General features: G+C 72.5%; 19 protein-coding genes. 7 read left to right on the top strand and 12 right to left on the bottom strand.

The window, feature by feature from the left end:
* The 5 genes from ABD385_RS20550 to ABD385_RS20530 form a co-directional block, all read right to left on the bottom strand.
* The coding region (locus ABD385_RS20550) for a GvpL/GvpF family gas vesicle protein (protein WP_344578100.1) at positions 1-437 on the bottom strand (437 nt) is incomplete at its 3' end.
* A 3-nt stretch (positions 438-440) separates the two neighbouring features.
* Entirely contained in the window at positions 441-923 is a 483-nt protein-coding gene (locus ABD385_RS20545) for a gas vesicle structural protein GvpA (RefSeq protein WP_344578096.1), read from the bottom strand.
* Between the two features lie 84 nt (positions 924-1,007).
* The gene (locus tag ABD385_RS20540) at positions 1,008-1,409 is read right to left on the bottom strand and encodes a gas vesicle protein GvpO (RefSeq protein WP_344578094.1); all 402 of its coding nucleotides are present in this window, start codon (positions 1,407-1,409) and stop codon (positions 1,008-1,010) included.
* Positions 1,410-1,628: 219 nt separating this feature from the next.
* Positions 1,629-2,549, bottom strand: coding sequence for an SRPBCC family protein (locus ABD385_RS20535; RefSeq protein ID WP_344578092.1), 921 nt, complete (start codon positions 2,547-2,549; stop codon positions 1,629-1,631).
* Positions 2,550-2,555: 6 nt separating this feature from the next.
* On the bottom strand, positions 2,556-3,500 hold the full coding sequence (locus tag ABD385_RS20530; protein ID WP_344578090.1) for a histone protein: 945 nt from the start codon (positions 3,498-3,500) through the stop codon (positions 2,556-2,558).
* Positions 3,501-4,063: 563 nt separating this feature from the next.
* On the opposite strand from ABD385_RS20530, the gene ABD385_RS20525 reads away from it, so the two are divergent.
* The gene (locus tag ABD385_RS20525) at positions 4,064-4,828 is read left to right on the top strand and encodes a PIG-L deacetylase family protein (RefSeq protein WP_344578088.1); all 765 of its coding nucleotides are present in this window, start codon (positions 4,064-4,066) and stop codon (positions 4,826-4,828) included.
* Here ABD385_RS20525 and ABD385_RS20520 read toward each other — a convergent pair.
* Positions 4,800-4,922: a hypothetical protein gene (locus tag ABD385_RS20520; protein ID WP_344578085.1), complete on the bottom strand. Its 123-nt coding sequence runs from the start codon at positions 4,920-4,922 to the stop codon at positions 4,800-4,802. The genes ABD385_RS20525 and ABD385_RS20520 overlap by 29 nt on opposite strands.
* A complete protein-coding gene (locus ABD385_RS20515) occupies positions 4,919-5,434 on the bottom strand; it encodes a 2,4'-dihydroxyacetophenone dioxygenase family protein (RefSeq protein ID WP_344578084.1) in 516 nt (171 codons plus the stop codon). Before ABD385_RS20515 ends, ABD385_RS20520 begins: the two co-directional genes overlap by 4 nt.
* Positions 5,435-5,665: 231 nt before the next feature.
* On the opposite strand from ABD385_RS20515, the gene ABD385_RS20510 reads away from it, so the two are divergent.
* Both ABD385_RS20510 and mdlC read left to right on the top strand, forming a co-directional pair.
* Positions 5,666-6,421: an alpha/beta fold hydrolase gene (locus tag ABD385_RS20510; RefSeq protein ID WP_344578081.1), complete on the top strand. Its 756-nt coding sequence runs from the start codon at positions 5,666-5,668 to the stop codon at positions 6,419-6,421.
* Positions 6,422-6,621: 200 nt separating this feature from the next.
* Positions 6,622-8,220, top strand: a complete 1,599-nt coding sequence (gene mdlC, locus ABD385_RS20505) for a benzoylformate decarboxylase (RefSeq protein ID WP_344578077.1) — start codon at positions 6,622-6,624, stop codon at positions 8,218-8,220.
* Between the two features lie 37 nt (positions 8,221-8,257).
* Here the strand turns inward: mdlC and ABD385_RS20500 are convergent, their stop codons facing one another.
* The gene (locus ABD385_RS20500; RefSeq protein ID WP_344578074.1) at positions 8,258-8,596 is read right to left on the bottom strand and encodes a DUF4333 domain-containing protein; all 339 of its coding nucleotides are present in this window, start codon (positions 8,594-8,596) and stop codon (positions 8,258-8,260) included.
* 222 nt (positions 8,597-8,818) lie between these two features.
* On the opposite strand from ABD385_RS20500, the gene ABD385_RS20495 reads away from it, so the two are divergent.
* The gene (locus tag ABD385_RS20495) at positions 8,819-9,619 is read left to right on the top strand and encodes a DUF899 family protein (protein ID WP_344578071.1); all 801 of its coding nucleotides are present in this window, start codon (positions 8,819-8,821) and stop codon (positions 9,617-9,619) included.
* 50 nt (positions 9,620-9,669) lie between these two features.
* Here the strand turns inward: ABD385_RS20495 and ABD385_RS20490 are convergent, their stop codons facing one another.
* Complete coding sequence (locus tag ABD385_RS20490) at positions 9,670-10,515, bottom strand: helix-turn-helix domain-containing protein (RefSeq protein ID WP_344578069.1); 846 nt, start codon at positions 10,513-10,515, stop codon at positions 9,670-9,672.
* A gap of 157 nt (positions 10,516-10,672) precedes the next feature.
* On the opposite strand from ABD385_RS20490, the gene ABD385_RS20485 reads away from it, so the two are divergent.
* Positions 10,673-11,575 carry an MBL fold metallo-hydrolase gene (locus ABD385_RS20485; protein WP_344578067.1) on the top strand — a complete coding sequence of 301 codons (903 nt, stop codon included), beginning with the start codon at positions 10,673-10,675 and terminating at the stop codon, positions 11,573-11,575.
* A 63-nt stretch (positions 11,576-11,638) separates the two neighbouring features.
* Positions 11,639-13,060, top strand: a complete 1,422-nt coding sequence (locus tag ABD385_RS20480; protein WP_344578065.1) for a carboxylesterase/lipase family protein — start codon at positions 11,639-11,641, stop codon at positions 13,058-13,060.
* Between the two features lie 140 nt (positions 13,061-13,200).
* On the opposite strand, the gene ABD385_RS20475 is transcribed toward ABD385_RS20480, so the two are convergent.
* Together ABD385_RS20475 and ABD385_RS20470 are read right to left on the bottom strand one after the other, a co-directional pair.
* On the bottom strand, positions 13,201-13,911 hold the full coding sequence (locus ABD385_RS20475) for a B3/B4 domain-containing protein (RefSeq protein WP_344578064.1): 711 nt from the start codon (positions 13,909-13,911) through the stop codon (positions 13,201-13,203).
* Between the two features lie 71 nt (positions 13,912-13,982).
* Positions 13,983-14,819: an EamA family transporter gene (locus tag ABD385_RS20470; protein WP_344578063.1), complete on the bottom strand. Its 837-nt coding sequence runs from the start codon at positions 14,817-14,819 to the stop codon at positions 13,983-13,985.
* 118 nt (positions 14,820-14,937) lie between these two features.
* Here ABD385_RS20470 and ABD385_RS20465 point away from each other — a divergent pair, with 118 nt between their 5' ends.
* Positions 14,938-15,522 (top strand): helix-turn-helix domain-containing protein, encoded by a 585-nt coding sequence (locus tag ABD385_RS20465; RefSeq protein ID WP_344578062.1) that lies wholly within the window; start codon positions 14,938-14,940, stop codon positions 15,520-15,522.
* A 159-nt stretch (positions 15,523-15,681) separates the two neighbouring features.
* Here ABD385_RS20465 and ABD385_RS20460 read toward each other — a convergent pair whose 3' ends face one another.
* The gene (locus ABD385_RS20460; protein ID WP_344578136.1) at positions 15,682-16,806 is read right to left on the bottom strand and encodes an MFS transporter; all 1,125 of its coding nucleotides are present in this window, start codon (positions 16,804-16,806) and stop codon (positions 15,682-15,684) included.
* Between the last annotated feature and the right edge of the window lie 74 nt (positions 16,807-16,880).

Below are 16,880 nucleotides of genomic sequence, written 5' to 3'. Positions count from 1 at the left end.
TTGTTGCTGCCGCTCCTGATCTCGTCGTTGAGGGCCCGTGCCTGGTCCGATTCGCGCAGGACCTGGCGCAGCAGCGCCTCCTCGTCCTGGCCCACCTTGAGGTTGTACTCGACGCAGTTGTCCAGCGCCGCCAACTGGGTGGTGAGCGCGTCGACGCGCGCTTCGAGGACCGCGCGCACCGCGTCGTCGTCGGTGGCGGTGAAGCCGAACTGCAACGGAAGGACCGCACCGTCGGCCATCAGGTGTTCCTGGACCGCGTGGTGGGCGTTGAGGTCGCGGCGTTTGGGCCGCAGGTCCTCGGGCGCATCGCTGACGACCGCGCACAGTGAGCCGTGTTGGACCGTGCGGAGTTTCGCCGGAGGGTCCCCGACGCCACCGAGTTCGTCGACGCGTTGCGGATGGTCGGTGGAGACCACGGAGTAGACGTACACAGTCATGGCTCATTCCCTCCGGCGGCGCGCGGACCGCCGCGCCGGCCGTTCCCGTCTCGACGCCACGGGCTCCTTCTCCTCCTCGTCCTCCCCTTCCTCCTCCTCTTCGTCCTCCTCGTCCTCGTCGTCCTTGCCCCCCTTGATCGCGTCGCTGACCGCTTCGGCGGCACCGGACAGGGCGCCCTTCACCTTGCCCTGCGCGCCGCCTTCGGTCACCTCACCGACGATGTCCGTCAGTTGCGCGGGCGCCTTGTCGCCGGACTCCAGGTCGAGCCGGTTGCACGCCTCGGCGAAGCGCAGGTAGGTGTCGACGCTGGCGACGACGATGCGCGCGTCCACCTTGACCAGCTCGATGCCGACCAACGACACGCGCGCGAAGACGTCGATGACCAGGCCGCGGTCGAGGATCAGGTCGAGAACGTCGTAGAGGTTGCCCGAGCCACCGCCGTTGTTCCTGGCCAGTGCTCCTTCACCCTGCGGCACCACAGTCACGGTGCCTCCTCTCGGCTGCCCGTCCGGCTCACGGGCGGCTCTGTCGTTCGTGACGCCCTCCGTGCCGCGTCCGGCCGACCACGACTAGCGGCTCTTGTCGATCTGACCGCGGGTGTACCGGCGGATGCGCTCGTAGGCGACGAGTTCGCCCTCCTCGTCCAGCTTGACTCGGTAGCTCGCCATCACACTGGTCGTCGGAGGGACGCGTTCGAGTTCCAGGACTTCCACGTCCGCCTGCCAGCCATCCGAGGTGGGAGTGACCGCGGAGACGGATTCCGGGGCCCGACCCAGCAGCTCCTGGAGTTGCTCGGCCGCGTAGTGCATGGCCCGCCGGGCCGTGACACGGTGCTTCTCTCCCGTGCCGGAACCCTTCGCGGCGCGGCGCGCTTCGCGAGATCCGTCCGCCGCCTCCGCACGACGCCGGGGCGTGCGCCGGGCCTTTTGCGGCTGGTCCTCTTCGCCTGCGGCCATTGCTCTCTCCGACATCGGAGACTTCGTGCGTTCAGCGCCGCGCGCGCACGGCGCCCCTCCATGGTATCCACCTGCGTTCCGCGGACGACGGTGCTGGTTGCCGCCGGGAAGCGTCCGGGCCGCCGTGGGCCAGGCCCCCGCGTCCTCCGCACACCGGATTCGAAAGCCGGTGATGCGAGAGCACTGTGCGCGCAGGTGCCGTCACCATGAGCGCCCGCCGTGGGAACGACGGCATCACGCCGCCTCGTCGTCCTCCTCGCCTTCCTCGTCCTCCTCGTCGTCGCCGGCGAACTGCTCTTCGTCTCCTTCGTCCTCCTCGTCCTCGTCTTCGTAGTCGCCTTCCGCCTCGTCCTCCTCCAGCCCTTCTTCATGGCTGAGGACCACTTCCCCGTCGCGGATCTCGCCGCGCCAGCCCTCCGGCTCCTCTTCGGCGAGGCTCGCGTAGCGTTGGAAGTGCTTGAGGTCCAGGCGCAGCCGGCGTCCCTGCGCTCGCCACAGGTTTCCGGTCTTCTCGAAGAACCCCATGGGGTAGTACTCGACGACGAGCACGACCCGCGTGAGGTCGGACGTGACCTCGTGGAAGCTCACCATTCCCCGGGTCGAGCCCTTGGCGCCCTCGGAGGTCCAGATGATGCGCTCGTCCGGCACCTGTTCCAGCACGGTGGCCTTCCAGGTTCGGGTCGAAGGGCCGACCTTGGCCTTCCAGTGCGTGGTCACCTCGTCGCTCGTGGAGACGTCACGCACGCCCTTGGTGAAGCTGCTGAACTTCTCGAACTCGGTCCAGTGGTTGTAGACGGTGCGTACCGGCAGCCCGACGTCGATGACCTCGACGATGTTGGTGACCTTCCGGTCCCCCGAAGAGCGTTTGCCCCCGCCGAAGGATTCCTTGACCTTCTCCAGCACGTTGCCGCCAAGGCCCTTCACCACACCACCGAGCACCTTCTTCACGGGCGAACCGCCACCGAGGAGGGCGGCCCCCACTCCTGCGAGCGAGCCTCCGTTGTCGGCGACGTCGGAGAGTTGGTCCGTGACGTCGGTCAGCTTGTCCCCGGCCCGTTCGGCGAGGTTTCCCGCCCAGGCCGTCACGAAGTCACCGAGTTCGTCGCGCAACCGATCGAGTTCCGCCCTCGTCTCATCCTGTGCGACCTTGGCCATGATCGGCTACCTCCGGCGTCCCTGACTCGACGGTGCTCTTCCGGTGCCCTTCCGGGAAGAAGTCGATGCGGTCTGCCTCTTCGCCGTTGACTTCTTGGCGGGAGCCTTCTTCGCCGTGGACTTCTTGGCAGGGGCCTTCCTGGCGGGGGCCTTCTTCGCCGCGGACTTCTTGGCCGTCGGCTTCTTGGCGGGAGCCTTCTTCGCCGCGGTCTTCTTGGCGGGAGCCTTCTTCGCGGTGGGCTTCTTGGCAGGGGCCTTCTTGGCCGCTGGCTTCTTGGCGGCGGTCTTCGGCTCTTCACGGGCGGAGGAACTCCGGGGCGTCGGGCGGGACTTGCCGCTGCCGCTGCCGCTCCGACTCGCTTTCCGCCGCTCCGCGCCCGGCGCCCGCCTTCCCGCACCCGATTCCCGTTTCCGCGTGCTCGACGTGCGTTCTTCCGTCTTCGTCCTCGCCGTACCGCGGGACCTGCGCCGTTGAGCCCGCTCCCGCTTCCGCTCCGCCGCTCCTTCTTCCTCCTCTTCCTCCTCCCCTTCCTCGCCCTCTTCTTCCTCTTCCTCGTCCTCGCCCTCTCCCACTTCCTCTTCTTCGTCCTCTTCTTCGCCCTCGTCGTACGCGGAATCCTCTTCGGAGGACTCCTCGCCTTCAGTGAGCTCCAGCGTGCGGTCGTGCAGCGCGTCCGCGAGCGTCGCGATGCCGCGGGTCGCCGCCGCCGAGACGGCACGACGTCCGGCATCCACGACCTCTCCGCGCAACTGCTCGCCGAGTTCGGCAACTTGGGGAATCTCGCCGAGCTGACGGGCGCCCTCAGTCAGCAGGCGCCTCGGATCGAGCCCAAGTTCACGCCCCGCCAAGGTGGACATCAAACTCAGTGCGAGGCGGCCCTTCTTGGTACGGCCGAGCACGTAGCCGCCGGCCAACGCAGCAGCCACGAGAACCTTGGTCCCACTGTCCATGCGTACGTCACCTTCTCTGGGCGTGCAGCCCGGCGCCGCGGCAGACTGCCCCCGTGGCACGTTCCGGCGCCATACCTCCAGGGTGACCCTCCTGACGGCCTTCGCATCCCGACGGGCCGGCTGCCCCTCCGGCCTGCGTCGAAGAACCGTCTGCCACCGGGCCGGCACGTTGTGCGCACGAGGCGTTCGGGAATGACCGGTGGCCCTGCGGGTCGTGTGCCCGATGTCCCACGCACGCGCACCCGTTGCACGACGTGCGGCGGGAGGGCTCACCGCAGGACACTACTGGGAGAGCCTGTGCTCACGTCCGAGAGGAGTCATCGTGGAACCTCCTCCCGCCTCGCGCGTCGACCTCCGAGCGGATTCCGGCGTTGCGGCCGTTGTCGCACGGGGCATACCGGCCCCGGAGGGTGACCGCCCGGTGACGGCAGTAGGCTCCGTCGCCCTCGTGGACAACGGGCCGCAGTGGGTGACCCCGCGCGGCTCCGGGAAGACACGAGAGCGCTTCCACGCGCTGCGGCGCCGCCCACGCCGCGGGCGATGGGCGGCAACGGGAGAACGACATGAGTGACACCGACCGGAAAGCGGCCGACTCCATCGACGCCGCCGGCACGCCGGAAGGCCAATGGGCGTCCTGGTACGGCCCGAGGCACCTGCCGCCGGTCCCGCCACCCGACGAGCCGGTCGTGGTCGTCGCCGCCCACCCCGACGACGAAGTGCTGGGCTTTGGCGGCAGTCTGGCCCTGCTGGCCTCCGGCGGCGCCGAAGTGCACATCGTGTCGGTCACGGACGGGGAGGGGTCCCACCCTCGCGGCACAGCGGTCACCGCGGACCGACTGGCCCGGATGCGTCATCGCGAACTCCTGGACGCACTGGCGAAGTTGGGGTTGCCCGACGTGCGTGTGGAGCGACTGGGGATCCCGGACACCCAGGTGGACCGCCATCAACGCGCGGTGGCCCGGGCCATCGCCGGATTGCTGCGCGAGGTCGGGGCCGCGCGGTGTGTGGCGCCATGGGTCGGAGATCTCCACGGTGACCACCAAGCCGCAGGTCGGGCCGCGAGGGATGCCTGCCGCGCCACGGGAGTGCCCCTGTGGATGTATCCGGTGTGGATGTGGCACTGGGCGCGGCCGGAGGACCCACGCGTGCCGTGGGGCCTGGCTGCGCACCTCCCGCTGCCGCCGGAGGCGAGCGCCCTGAAGTCCCTCGCCATCGCGCAGTTCGTCAGCCAGATCCGTCCCTCGGGGGACGGTGCGGAGAACACCGCGATCCTGCCGCCGGAGGAAGTGGCCCACCACATCAGGTCGTTCGAGGTGGTGTTCCGGTGACCACGCCGTCCGCCTGCTGCTTGTCCAGCTCCGACAAGTACGCGTCGGCTTCGTCGAGGTCGTCGACCGCGAAGTCCTGCAAGTCCCGGGTCACAGGTAGAGCGCGCGGTTGATCGGGACGCCCTGGTCCTGGCAGCCGCGCTCGTAGTGGTCGATGAACCAGAAGACGTCCATCACCTCGGTCACCCCGTCCTCGTCGTCGAGGAACTCCACGGGCCCGTTCAGCCAGAAGACGGTCTTCATGCCCTCGTCGGAGACCAGGGTGTGGGTGCGGCCCGGGCTCTCCCGGACGAAGTCACCCGGTCGGCCGACCCAGTCGTACTCCAGGTAGCGCCAGCTGCCTTCGAGCACGTAGCCGGAGACGGGGCCGCGGTGGCGGTGGCGGCCCAGCGATCCGCCGGACTGCACCCACAGGACGTTCGCGGCGGAGTTGCTGCGGATGTCGAACGTCAGATGCTTGATCATCACCTGCGGGGCGAAGGGGAGCCACGGTGAGTCCGCCTCCGCGATGTGGCCCTCGGGCAGCGCGTACTGGTCCCGGCGCCGGTCGATCCTCGCTTCGATCGCGGCCGGGCCGTCCACCCCCGGGGTGGAGTTGGTCGTCATGGCTGAGGTCCTTCCTGCCGGTGCTGGGGCGGACTCGCACGCACACCCATGTTCGACTCTCCCGGCCCGGGCGCAACAGTGGTTTCCCGGACGGTCGGTCGCGGCCGGGGCCGTTCCCAGGTCGGACCGCCCGCCGCCCGCCAGTGCACCCGACCGGCGGTGACGGGCGGAGTAGCACGGCGCGGGTCGGGCAAGAATCGGTCGATACTCGACCCGACGAGAGGTCCCGGTATGACGATCAGCCACCGCTCCATCGGCACCGGCGAGCACAAGGTGCTCGTCCTCCACGACTGGTTCGGCACCAGCGCCTCCTGGAACCCGCTCCTCGACCACCTCGAACCGAGCGAGTTCGGCTACGCCTTCCTCGACTACCGCGGGTACGGCGACCGGCAGGACGTGGCGGGGCAGTTCACGCTCGCCGAGATCGCCGGGGACGCCCTCGCCCTCGCCGACGAACTGGGCTGGGACACCTTCTCCCTGGTCGGGCACTCGATGGGCGGCAAGGCGGCGCAGCGGGTCCTCGTCGAGGCGCCGCGCCGGGTGCGCAAGCTGGTCGGGGTGGCGCCGGTCCAGGCGAGCCCCTACCCGCTGGAGGGGGACGCCTACGACCTCTTCCACGGCGCGCCGCAGAACCCCGCCAACCGGCGGGCGATCCTCGACCTGATCACCGGGAACCGGGCCTGCGACCGGTGGCTGGACGCCATGACCGGCCGCTCGGTCGCCGGTTCCCGGCCCGAGGCCGTCGCCGCCTACCTGACCGACTGGACCACCCAGGACTTCGCGGCCAAGGTCGCCGGCAGCACCCTTCCGGTGAAGGTCTTCGTCGGCGAGCACGACCTCGCCATCACCGCCGAGGCGATGCGCACCACCTGGCTGACCGACTACCCGCAGGCCGAGCTGGAGGTCCTCGCCAACTCGGGCCACTACCCGATGTACGAACTGCCCGTCGCCTTCGCCACCTCCCTGGAGGCGTTCCTGCGCGCCTGACCGCCCGCGCCGGTGTCGTCAGGGCCACCGCCGGGTACCGAGCACGACATCCGGCGCAGCTGACCGACCGACAGCCCGTGGCATGTCGATCGGCGCACCGCCCGGGCGGCGCCGGCGTGCGCCCGCGCCACCCGGGCCGGCTGCTCCACACCGGCTTGCCGGCGGTCGAGAAGCGACTGCCCGGTGCAGGGGAGGAAGGCATGACGACAACGGTCCTGGACGCGGTCGTCCAACTGCTGCGCGACACCGGCATGACGACCGTGTTCGGCAATCCGGGCTCCACCGAACTGCGCATGTTCCGCAACTGGCCCGAGGACTTCGCCTACGTCCTCGGGTTGCAGGAGTCCGCGGCCGTCGCCATGGCCGCGGGCCACGCCCTGGGAACGGGGCGCGCGGCGTTCGTCTGCCTGCACTCCGCGGGCGGGGTCGGTCACGCGCTGGGCGCCGTCTTCAACGCGTACCGCGACCGGGTGCCGTTGGTGATCGTCGCCGGTCAGCAGGCCCGCTCGCTGCTCCAGCTGCGTCCGTTCCTCGGCGCCGACGCACCGGATCAGTTCCCGCGCCCGTACGTGAAGTCCGCCCGTCAGCCGGAGCGCGCCGCCGACGTGCCGGCCGTCCTCGCCGAGGCGCACCGCATCGCGATGACGCCTCCGCGCGGGCCGGTGTTCGTGTCCGTCCCGGAGGACGACTGGGACCGGGCGGCCGAACCGGTCGAGCCGCGGGCGGTGCACGGCGGGTTCACCGCGGCCCCGGACGCGCTCGCCGCGCTCGGTGCCCGCCTCGACGCCGGTAGGCGGCCCGCGCTGGTGATCGGCCCCGGTGTGGACGACGAAGGCGCGCTCCCCGAGGCCGTCGCGCTGGCCGAGCGGATCCGCGCGGCCGTCTGGATCAGCCCGCTGTCCGGCCGCTCCGGATTCCCCGAGTCCCACCCGCTCTTCCAGGGTTTCCTGCCGCCGGTCGCCGGCCCGTTGGCCGCCCGCCTGGAGCCATACGACGTGGTGGTCGCGCTCGGGGCGCCCCTGTTCACGTACCACGTGGCGGACGACGGCCCTCCGTTGGCGCCGGGCACCGCGCTCTTCCACCTGGACTGCGATCCGGCCCAGGCGGCGTGGCTGCCCACGGGCACGAGCCTGGTCACCACGCTGCGCCCCGCCCTCACCCAACTCACCGCGCTGGTCGCCCGCTCGGACCGCGAACCGCCACCCGTGCGGAGGCAGCCGGCACCGGCGAGCGCGGGCGACGTCCTCACGCCCGACTGGGTCCTGGACCAGTTGCGCCGGCGCCTGCCCCGCGACCGGGTGCTCGTCGAGGAGACGCCCAGCCACCGGGACGTGCTGCACGCGCGCGTCCCGGTCAACCTGGCGGGCGGGTTCCTCACCACGGGCAGCGGTGCGCTCGGCTGGGGCCTGCCGCTGGCCGTCGGCCGCGCGCTCGCCGACCGGCAGCGGGTGGTGTGCGTCGTGGGCGACGGTTCGGCGTTGTACTCGGTGCAGGCACTGTGGACGGCGGCCCGGCACCGGGCCCCCGTCACCTTCGTCGTGCTCGACAACGGCGGCTACCAAGCGGTGCGCGCGCTCGGCCGCCGGCTCGGCATCGCGCCGGTGCCCGGCACGGACCTCGGCGACATCGACTTCACCGGCCTCGCCACGTCGTTCGGCTGTCCGGCGGAGTCCGCCGACCACCCCCGCGACCTGGGCTCGGCCCTCGACCGCGCGATCACGTCGCTCGGCGACGACGACGGCCCGCGCCTGCTCCACCTACGCGTCAGCGACGCCGAGGGCCCGCTCTACGGGCCGTGACGCGGGTGATGCGGGTGACGCGGGGTTCCCGTCGGGCTCAGCGCCGTTCCAGCAGGCCGAAGCCCAACGAGACCTGATCGCCGTCGACCTTGTCCGCCGAGACCTCCATCGTCTTGCTCTGCTGGCCGAAAACGGCGGTGCAGCGCACCATCGCGCCCTGCTTGGCGGGCAGCCCGCTCGGGCAGTGCACCGCATCGGGGTCCGCTCCCCGGTAGGGGAAGTCCTTCGCCGCGTGCTCCTCCACGTCCGCCTGCGGCACCGTCGCCCCCGCTCCGCTGGCCGTGGCGACCGAACCGTGACCGGTCATGTTCACCACGGTCACCACACCCGCCGCCAGTACGACGACGGCGCCCAGGGCAATGATGATGCGCTTCATGCTCAACTCCTCGTGATCGTCCCGGGCCCCCACGGCAACCGGTGTCCTCGGTGGCTCCTCGGTACGGCGCCCACGCTCTCCTGATCTCCTAGCGCGCCGCTAACACCCCACTAACACCGGCACCGCACGCCGATGAGTTCCGACCGGACCGCGAGTCCTTCCTCATGAGCGTCGCGCGACGCGGTACAACGCTGCCCGGCACGAGTCACCACGGAGGACACCATGACGCGCACACCGAACGACCCGAACGGCCCGAACGCCCCGACCGGCGCCGTGCCCGGCCGCCCGCCCGTGGTCGACCCGGCCACCTGGCAGACGGCCCGTGACGCGCTGCTGGTCCGCGAGAAGGCCCACACCCGGGAGGGCGACGCCCTCGCCGCGGCCCGCCGCCGGCTGCCGATGGTGGAGTTCGACGGGACCGTCGAGGTCGTCGGGAAGGACGGCCCGGTGCCGTTCCTGGACCTGTTCCAGGGCCGCGACGAGCTCGTGGTCTACAAGCACATGTGGCACGACGGCGCGCCGCACCAGGGACAGTGCGAAGGCTGCACCACCGCCGCCTGGCACCTGAAGGACGCCGTCTACCTCAACGCCCGCGGCGTCTCGTCGGCCATCCTGACCACCGGCCGGTGGGACGAGGTGGCTTCCTTCGTCGACTTCATGGGGTACGCCCAGCCCTGGTACTCGGTGCGCGACGTGGACGGGCCGGCCGGCGGCCCCATGGGGTACCTCACCTGCTACCTGCGCGACGGCGACCGCACGTTCCTCACCTACTCCACGACGGGCCGCGGCATCGAGCCCGTCGCCGCCTTCTTCACCCTGCTCGACATGACGCCCTACGGACGCGGCGAGGCGTGGCAGGACAGTCCCGAAGGCTGGCCCGAGGGGCACGCCCCGTGCTGGTACTGGCGCTCGGACGCGGACGGCAACGCGACCTGGGGCCCGACCAGTCGCCCCGCGCCGCAGTGGACCCGCCCCGGCGCGACCCCGGTGACAACCCTCGGGCGGCACGACCACGACCACTGACCCGCCTCGATGTCGACGGCCCGGATCCGTGACCGTCCGCGGTGGACCGTTCAGTGGGTCCGGGCCAGCAGTTCCAGCGCGTTCCGAGCACCGTCGTCCCCCGTGGCGGCGGTGACGAGGACCACGGACTGCTGCGGCGAGTGCGGCGGCACCAGTGAGTGCTGGGTGACGGCGAGCGGGCCCACCAGCGGATGGTGCAGCTCGTGGCCGTCGCCCTCGCACGGCCGCACCCGGTGGTCGCCCCACAACGCCGCGAACTCCGGGCTCTTCATGGAGAGTTCGCCGATCAGCCCGGCCAGCAGCGTGTCCTCGGGGTGCCGGCCGGCGACCAGGCGCAGATGGCCCACCACGGCACGTGCCTTGCGCGGCCAGTCGGCGTACAGCTCGCGGGTGTGCGGGTCGAGGAAGAGCATCCGGGTCAGGTTCGGCCGGTCCGCGGCCCGTTCCGGCGCGGTGCGGTCGGTGTGCCCGGCCAACAGGGCGTGCCCCGGGCCGTTCCAGGCCAGGACGTCGGTCCGCCGGCCGAGGACCAGGGCGGGCACGTCCCGCAGGGAGTCGATCAGCTCGCGGTTCAGCGGGTGGAGCCGCTCGGGGGCCGGCCGACAGGCCGCACGGGGGCGACGGCCGGCCAACTCCCGCAGGTGGGACCGCTCGTGCGGATCGAGGTGCAGTGCCCCGGCCAGCGCGTTGAGCACGTCGTCGGAGGCGTTGACCGCGTGTCCCTGTTCCAGGCGCGTGTAGTACGACGGGCTCACCCCGGCCAGGTGCGCGATCTCCTCCCGCCGCAGTCCGCTCACCCGCCGGCGTTCGGGAAACGCGGGCAGGCCCACGTCCTCGGGACGCAGACGCGAACGTCGCGCCCGCAGGAACTCGCCCAGTTGGCCGGTGACACCCATGCGGCCAGTATCGCCCGCCGCCGGCCCCGTTGCCTGTCCCCGTCCGGGATAGGCACGGCCGGGGACACGCACGGCCGGGATGCCCATGGTGGGGGCTGGCTCCCCCCGGCCGGGGGCCGCACGCTGGGCACCTCACCAGCGAGCACTTGGAGCACTGATGCACGACCTCGTCCTCGGTGACGTCACCGTCACCCGCGTCACGGAGTACGTCGGCCCGGTCGGAATGACGCCGGAGACCTTCTTCCCCGAAAGCCCCGACGGGGCCTGGCAGCGCCATGCCCCGTGGCTGGCGCCCGACTTCCTCGATCCGCGGACCGGCCTGTGCCGTTCCGCCGTGCAGACCTGGTTGCTGCGCAGCGAGGGCCGCACGATCCTCGTCGACACCGGCGTCGGCAACCACAAGGAGCGGCCCCACTCGCCGGTGTGGAACCACCTGAACACCGACTTCCTCGCCAACCTCGCCCGGGCCGGCGTCCAGCCGGAAGACGTCGACGTGGTGGTCAACACCCATCTGCACGTCGACCACGTCGGCTGGAACACCCGCCTCGACGGGCGGGAGTGGGTACCCACGTTCCCGAACGCCACCTACCTCATATCGCGGGCCGACTTCGACTTCTGGGACCCCGCCGGCGGCCACCGCCCCAAACTCGGCCGCGGCAACCAGAACGTGTTCGAGGACAGCGTCGCCCCCGTGCACCGGGCCGGCCGCACGGTGTTGTGGGAGGACGGCTACCGCATCGACGCGCACCTGACGTTGGAGCCGGCCCCCGGCCACACCCCCGGCTCCGCGGTCCTGGCCCTGGAATCCGGCACCGACCGGGCCCTGTTCATCGGCGACCTGCTGCACACGCCGCTGCAGTTCGTCGAGCCCGACACCAACAGCTGCTTCTGCGAGGACCCGGAGCTGGCCAGGGCCACCCGGCGGCGCCTGCTCGGCCGGGCCGCCGACACCAACGCCCTGGTCCTGCCGGCGCACCTCGGTGGGCACGGCGGCGCCGAAGTCGTCCGCGACGGCGACCGGTTCGCGCTCAAGAGCTGGGCCCCGTTCTCCCGCGTCTGAGCCGCCCCCGCCCGCGGTGCCGCACACGGACGCCACCGCGCCCCACGACAGGAGAACAAGTCGATGTCCCACCCGCTCGTCCGCACCTCCGAAGGCCCCGTCCGCGGCCTCGCCGGTGCCGCCGCCCACGCCTTCCTCGGCATCCCGTACGCCGCACCCCCGACGGGCGCCGCCCGCTTCGCCGCGCCCGCGCCCCACCCGCCGTGGCGCGACGTCCGGGACGCGACCCGGCCCGGACCGACCGCGCCCCAGCCACGACGGGACGGCTTCGGCGCACTGGACATGACGCCGTACTTCGGTCCCGGCTGGATACCCGGCGCCGACCACCTGACGCTGAACGTCTGGGCGCCTCCCCGCGCCCACCGCAGTCCCGTCATGGTCTTCGTGCACGGCGGCGGCTTCCTGGCCGGCTCCACCCGAGCCGCGCTCTACGACGGCACCGCCTTCGCCCGCGACGGGGTGGTGCTGGTGACGGTCAACTACCGCCTGGGCGCCACGGGTTTCCTGGACCTGCCCGGCGCCCCGGCCAACCGCGGGCTGCTCGACGTGGTGGCCGCGCTGCGCTGGGTCCGGCGCAGCATCGAGGCGTTCGGCGGCGATCCCGGCAACGTCACCCTCTTCGGCCAGTCGGCGGGCGCGACGCTCATCGGCGGCATCCTGGCCACCCCCGACGCGACGGGCCTCTTCCAGCGCGCCATCGTCCAGAGCGGCAACGGACTGGGCGCGTTCTCACCCGAGCAGGCGGCCCGCGTGACCCGCGCGGCGGCCACCGCCCTCGGCGTCGAGCCGACCGCCGCGGCGTTCGCCGACGTCCCCGACGATCGGCTCCTCGCCCTCCTGCCCCGCCTCACCGGCCTGGACCTGCGGACCGCCACCCGGTCCGATCCGCTCCTCGGGCTCAGCCCGTACGGCCTGGTGCTGGACCGTCAGCCGGCCGACGCGGTGGCCTCGGGCGCCGGCGCCGACGTGCCCCTGCTCAGCGGCACCACCACCGAGGAAGGCAACCTCTACCTCGCGCCGCAGGGCGACCTGGCCGCCTCGACGACCGCGGACGCGCACGCCCTCGCCGCCCGGATCCACCCCGACCCGGCCGCGCTCGTGGCGGAGTACCGCGCCAGGTACCCGGGGGCGCACCCGGGCCGCCTGCGCTCGGCCCTCCTGGGCGACGCGCTGTTCCGCACCGGCAGCCGCCGCCTTGCCGAGGCCCACGCGTCCCACCGCGCCGCCGCCACCCACACCTACGCGTTCGCCTGGCGCTCAGCTGCCCTCGACGGGCAACTCGGCGCGGCCCACACCACCGAACTCCCCTTCGTCTTCGACAGGTTGGACCTCCCCGCCCTGCGCGGCCCGCACGGCCTGCTCGGCCCCACCCCGCCACCGGCCCGCCTGGCGGCCCGCATGCACGGCGCCTGGGTCTCCTTCGCCCACACCGGCGACCCCGGCTGGGCCCGGTCCGAAACCCACCGCTTCGCCGGGGACGAGTGACCGGCCCGGCGGGTTCCGGCTCCAGCGGGTGCACGAGGGCCAGGTGATCCGCCGGGCACCGTGCTTGCGGGGCGCCCGGCTCCCGGGAGTGGTTCGCGGCTCCGGGAGGACCTGCGCCGCCGGTCGTCCGGGGGCGGGTGTCAGACGGCGGTCCGGGGCCGGGCCGGGCTGAGGTGGTGCACGGCGGTCTGTTCGGCGTGCGGGTCGAGCAGGCCCCTCAGTTCCTCGGCGGCGGCCGTGAGGAGGTCGCCGTCGCGGGTCGCCTGGAGGGTTTCGAGGATGAAGGCGACGCGGGTGGAGTCCTCGGTGACGCGGGTGCGGTGGGCGTCGCGATGGTTCCAGTGGCGGGTCAGGACGCCGGTGGTGTCGGCGTAGATGATCTCGCCGGGCTTGGGGACCTCGACGGTGTCGGGTTCGCCGAGCGGGGTGAAGGACTCGGTGCCGTCGGCGTGACGGATGTCGACGAGGTCGCCGGTGACGTGGTCGAGGTCGAAGGCTCCGGCGGGCAGGCCGTGGCGGACCGAGACGCAGTTGTAGGAGTCGACGGCCGGGTTGATGCGCGGCAGGCCGCCCTTCTTCGCCAGGCGGCGGCCGAGGGCGTCGACGCTGGGGCGGGTGCGGCGGGGGTTGGTGCCGAAGGAGCGGTAGGCGGCGTGCCAGGACTCGATGCGGGGATCGGTCTCGTCGGCCGGCTGCCAGGCACCGTCCGCGAGTTGCCGCTCCAGTTCTTCGAGGGCGGTGGCGGTGTGCGGCCAGGGTGCGTTGCCGCGCAGGCCGGTGGCGGTGATCAGGGCTATCCGGGCGTCGGGGAAGGCGTCGGCGACGGCGGCGCTGAGACGGAAGTCGGTCATGCGGCGGGTCCTGTTCGTGCGTGGGAGAGCGGGTGGGTGACTGGGTTTCCGGGGTGGGTTGGCGCCGCGGCTCAGGTGAGGGCGAGGAGGCTGACGGCGACGGCCGCGGCGCCCAGGCCGACGAGTTGGTTGCGGTGGATGCGTTCGGCGAGGACGCCGCGGGCCAGCAGGACGGTGCCGGCCGGGTACAGGGCGATGATCACCGCGACGACCGTGAGGTCACCGCTGCGGGCGGCGAGCAGGAACAGCAGGTTCGCCAGCGAGTCCAGCACGCCCGCGGTCGCCGATATCGCGTAGGCCGGCCGCTCCGAGCCCAGTCGGCGGTACATCGCAGCGGCCGCGACCAGGGTGACCGTAGAGGAGACCGCCCGCCCGACGATCAGCGGTGCCACGCCGCTGTCGGCGGGTGCCTGGTGCAGGAAGACGAGTTGCAGGGCGATGGCCGCCCCCGCGCCCAGGGCCAGCAACAGCGCCGTCCGGGACGGGCGCAGTGCGCCTGCGCCGTGGCCGGCGCTGACCAGGACCACCGCCACCAGCGCGAGCGGCAGACCCACGAGGCCGGCCAGTCCCAGGTGCTCGCCCTGGAGCAGCCCGACCGTGACCGGCAGGGTCGCGGACACCAGCGCGGTGACGGGCGAGAGCACGTTCATCGGGCCGATCGCGAGGGTCTTGTAGAGCAGGACGAACGCCACCGCGGAGGCGACGCCGGACGCGACGCCCCACCCGATGCTGGCGCCGGTGAACGTGGCGCCCAGGATCGGCCAGAGCACCAGCTCGACGGCGAGGCTGGCCGGAGCGGCGATGAGCACGGTGCGCAGTACGTGCGCCTTGCGGGCGCCGAGGCCACCAAGGAAATCGGCGCATCCGTAGGCGAGAGAGCTGCCCAGGGCCAGCAGCAGAGCGATCACGGCACTTCCCTACTTTCACAATGGAACGACTCGACCGTACAATGAAACGACCGACCGTTGTCAACCAAACGACCGGACGGTCTATTCCAGTGCCCCACTCCGTCAGGACGGTGATCACGTGCCCGAAGCAGAGGAAGCCCTGCGCACGCTCGCGCACAACGTCAGAGCCGCCCGCACCCGCGCGGGCCTGTCGCTGGACGAACTGGGCCGCCGCGCCAAGGTCAGCAAGGGCGCCCTGGTCGGGCTGGAGAAGGCACAGGGCAACCCGAACTTCGCGACCCTGATCCGCCTCGCCGACACCCTCGGCGTCTCGGTGTCCGCCCTGCTGGAAGGATCCGCCGAAGGCCGCGTCCGCGTGGTGTCCGCCGACGCCCTCATGCCCCTGTGGGCCGGGGAGCGGGGCAGCCAGGCCCGACTCATGCTGACCACCTCGGGACCGGCCCCGGTCGAGATCTGGCGCTGGGCGCTGGAGCCGGGCGAGGAGTACCCCAGCCATCCGCACCAGGCCGGCGTCGTCGAAACCGTCAGCGTCACCGCCGGCCGGATGACCCTCACCGTCGACGGCACCGAGCACCCGGTCGAAGCCGGGCAGACCGCCACCTTCGACGGCGACGCGCCCCACACCTACCGCGGCGCGGGCGCCGAGACCTGCCACCTGGTCATGACCGTGCACATCCCGCCGGCCCCGGGCGCCACTGCCTGACCGTCGCCGGCCGGGAGTTCCCGATTGCCGGCGACCGGGCCCGGCGGCAAACGCAACGCGTCCGCCGCAACGGACATGCGGGGCAGCGATGGCGACGGCCACGACTCCCCTTGCCGCGGCGAGCGGGCCCGGCGCGGGCTGCGAGCGCCGCGGTCGGCCCTATGCGGCACAATCGCGGTCGTCGCCCAGGAACCGTCCGCCGCACAGCACCGCGCACGCCCCGGCGGTCAGCAACCCGCCGGCCAGGAAGGTGTTCCGGACGTCGGCCAGCGCCAGGATCAGTCCGCCGAGCGCGGCGCCGGCGGCGATCCCGACGTTGTAGCAACCGGAGTTGGCCGCGAGTGCGAGGTCCGTGCGGCCGGGTGCGCACTGCAGCATCTCGTGCTGGGTCGCCATGAACACCGGCCCGAGCGCACCGCCCATGAGCGCCAGGAACGCCACCGCCGCCACCGGATGGGGGCCGGCCGCGTACAGGCCGAGCATGCCCGCGGCCTGGGTGGCTACGGCGCCCGTCAGCGCGGCGCGCGGAAAGCGGTCCAACAGTGCCCCGGTGATGCCCACCCCGACCAGGCAGGCCACGCCGAACGCCACGAACAGCACGCCCACGGTGCTCGGCGCGAATCCACTCACCTCGTCGAGGAACTCCACGAGGTAGGTGTAGCCGGTGAACGCCCCGGTGGCGGAGAGCGTTCCGGTGGCCAGCACGGTCTTGAACCGGCGGGTGTCGGGGCGGGTCCCGTAGGCCGCGGGTGCCGCGTCCGCGGGCGCGGTCGGCAGCAGCGCGGCGATCGTCACCAGGGACAGCAGCCCCAGGACCGCCAGCGCGGCGACGGGCACCTGCCAGGTGCTGCGCTGCCCCAGCCAGGTGCCGACGGGCACCCCGAGCACGAGGGCGAGCGAACCGGCGACGGACAGCGCCCCGACCACGCGCCCACGGACGGCAGGCGCGAACAGGCCCACCGCGACCGGGCCCATCACGGCCCAGAACAACGCCTGGGCGAGCGCGGTCAGCAGCCGCGCCACGAGCAGCAGACCGTACGAGGTCGCCAGCGCCCCGGCCAGACTGGACACGACGAGCACGGCCAGCAGGCCCGTGAGCACATGGCGTCGGGGTGCGGCCCGCGTGACGTGCGCGAGCGGCACGGACGCGACCGCGACGGTCACCGCGTAGCCGGTGACCAGCAGGCCGACCGCTGACAGCGACACCCCGAGGCTGCCGGAGATGAGCTCCAGGAGGCCGACCGGCAGGTTCTCCGCGGTGTTGAAGGTGAAGGCGGCCAGCATCAGGGCCACGAGCACCGCCGGCCCGCGCCACCGGGCCGGGCGTCCCGTGTTGGCGCCGCCCGCCCCCGCCTGGG

Source organism: Streptomyces lunalinharesii (assembly GCF_039532155.1).
Taxonomy (GTDB): Bacteria; Actinomycetota; Actinomycetes; order Streptomycetales; family Streptomycetaceae; genus Streptomyces; species Streptomyces lunalinharesii.
This window is presented reverse-complemented; position numbering and strand designations above follow the sequence as displayed.

Coding starts and splice junctions, on each gene's coding strand:
- ABD385_RS20500 (WP_344578074.1), bottom strand. CDS start 8,596: ATGAAGCGCATCATCATTGCCCTGGGCGCCGTCGTCGTACTGGCGGCG.
- ABD385_RS20485 (WP_344578067.1), top strand. CDS start 10,673: ATGCACGACCTCGTCCTCGGTGACGTCACCGTCACCCGCGTCACGGAG.
- ABD385_RS20510 (WP_344578081.1), top strand. CDS start 5,666: ATGACGATCAGCCACCGCTCCATCGGCACCGGCGAGCACAAGGTGCTC.
- mdlC (WP_344578077.1), top strand. CDS start 6,622: ATGACGACAACGGTCCTGGACGCGGTCGTCCAACTGCTGCGCGACACC.
- ABD385_RS20495 (WP_344578071.1), top strand. CDS start 8,819: ATGACGCGCACACCGAACGACCCGAACGGCCCGAACGCCCCGACCGGC.
- ABD385_RS20540 (WP_344578094.1), bottom strand. CDS start 1,409: ATGTCGGAGAGAGCAATGGCCGCAGGCGAAGAGGACCAGCCGCAAAAG.
- ABD385_RS20490 (WP_344578069.1), bottom strand. CDS start 10,515: ATGGGTGTCACCGGCCAACTGGGCGAGTTCCTGCGGGCGCGACGTTCG.
- ABD385_RS20515 (WP_344578084.1), bottom strand. CDS start 5,434: ATGACGACCAACTCCACCCCGGGGGTGGACGGCCCGGCCGCGATCGAA.
- ABD385_RS20480 (WP_344578065.1), top strand. CDS start 11,639: ATGTCCCACCCGCTCGTCCGCACCTCCGAAGGCCCCGTCCGCGGCCTC.
- ABD385_RS20475 (WP_344578064.1), bottom strand. CDS start 13,911: ATGACCGACTTCCGTCTCAGCGCCGCCGTCGCCGACGCCTTCCCCGAC.
- ABD385_RS20525 (WP_344578088.1), top strand. CDS start 4,064: ATGAGTGACACCGACCGGAAAGCGGCCGACTCCATCGACGCCGCCGGC.
- ABD385_RS20530 (WP_344578090.1), bottom strand. CDS start 3,500: ATGGACAGTGGGACCAAGGTTCTCGTGGCTGCTGCGTTGGCCGGCGGC.
- ABD385_RS20460 (WP_344578136.1), bottom strand. CDS start 16,806: ATGCTGGCCGCCTTCACCTTCAACACCGCGGAGAACCTGCCGGTCGGC.
- ABD385_RS20535 (WP_344578092.1), bottom strand. CDS start 2,549: ATGGCCAAGGTCGCACAGGATGAGACGAGGGCGGAACTCGATCGGTTG.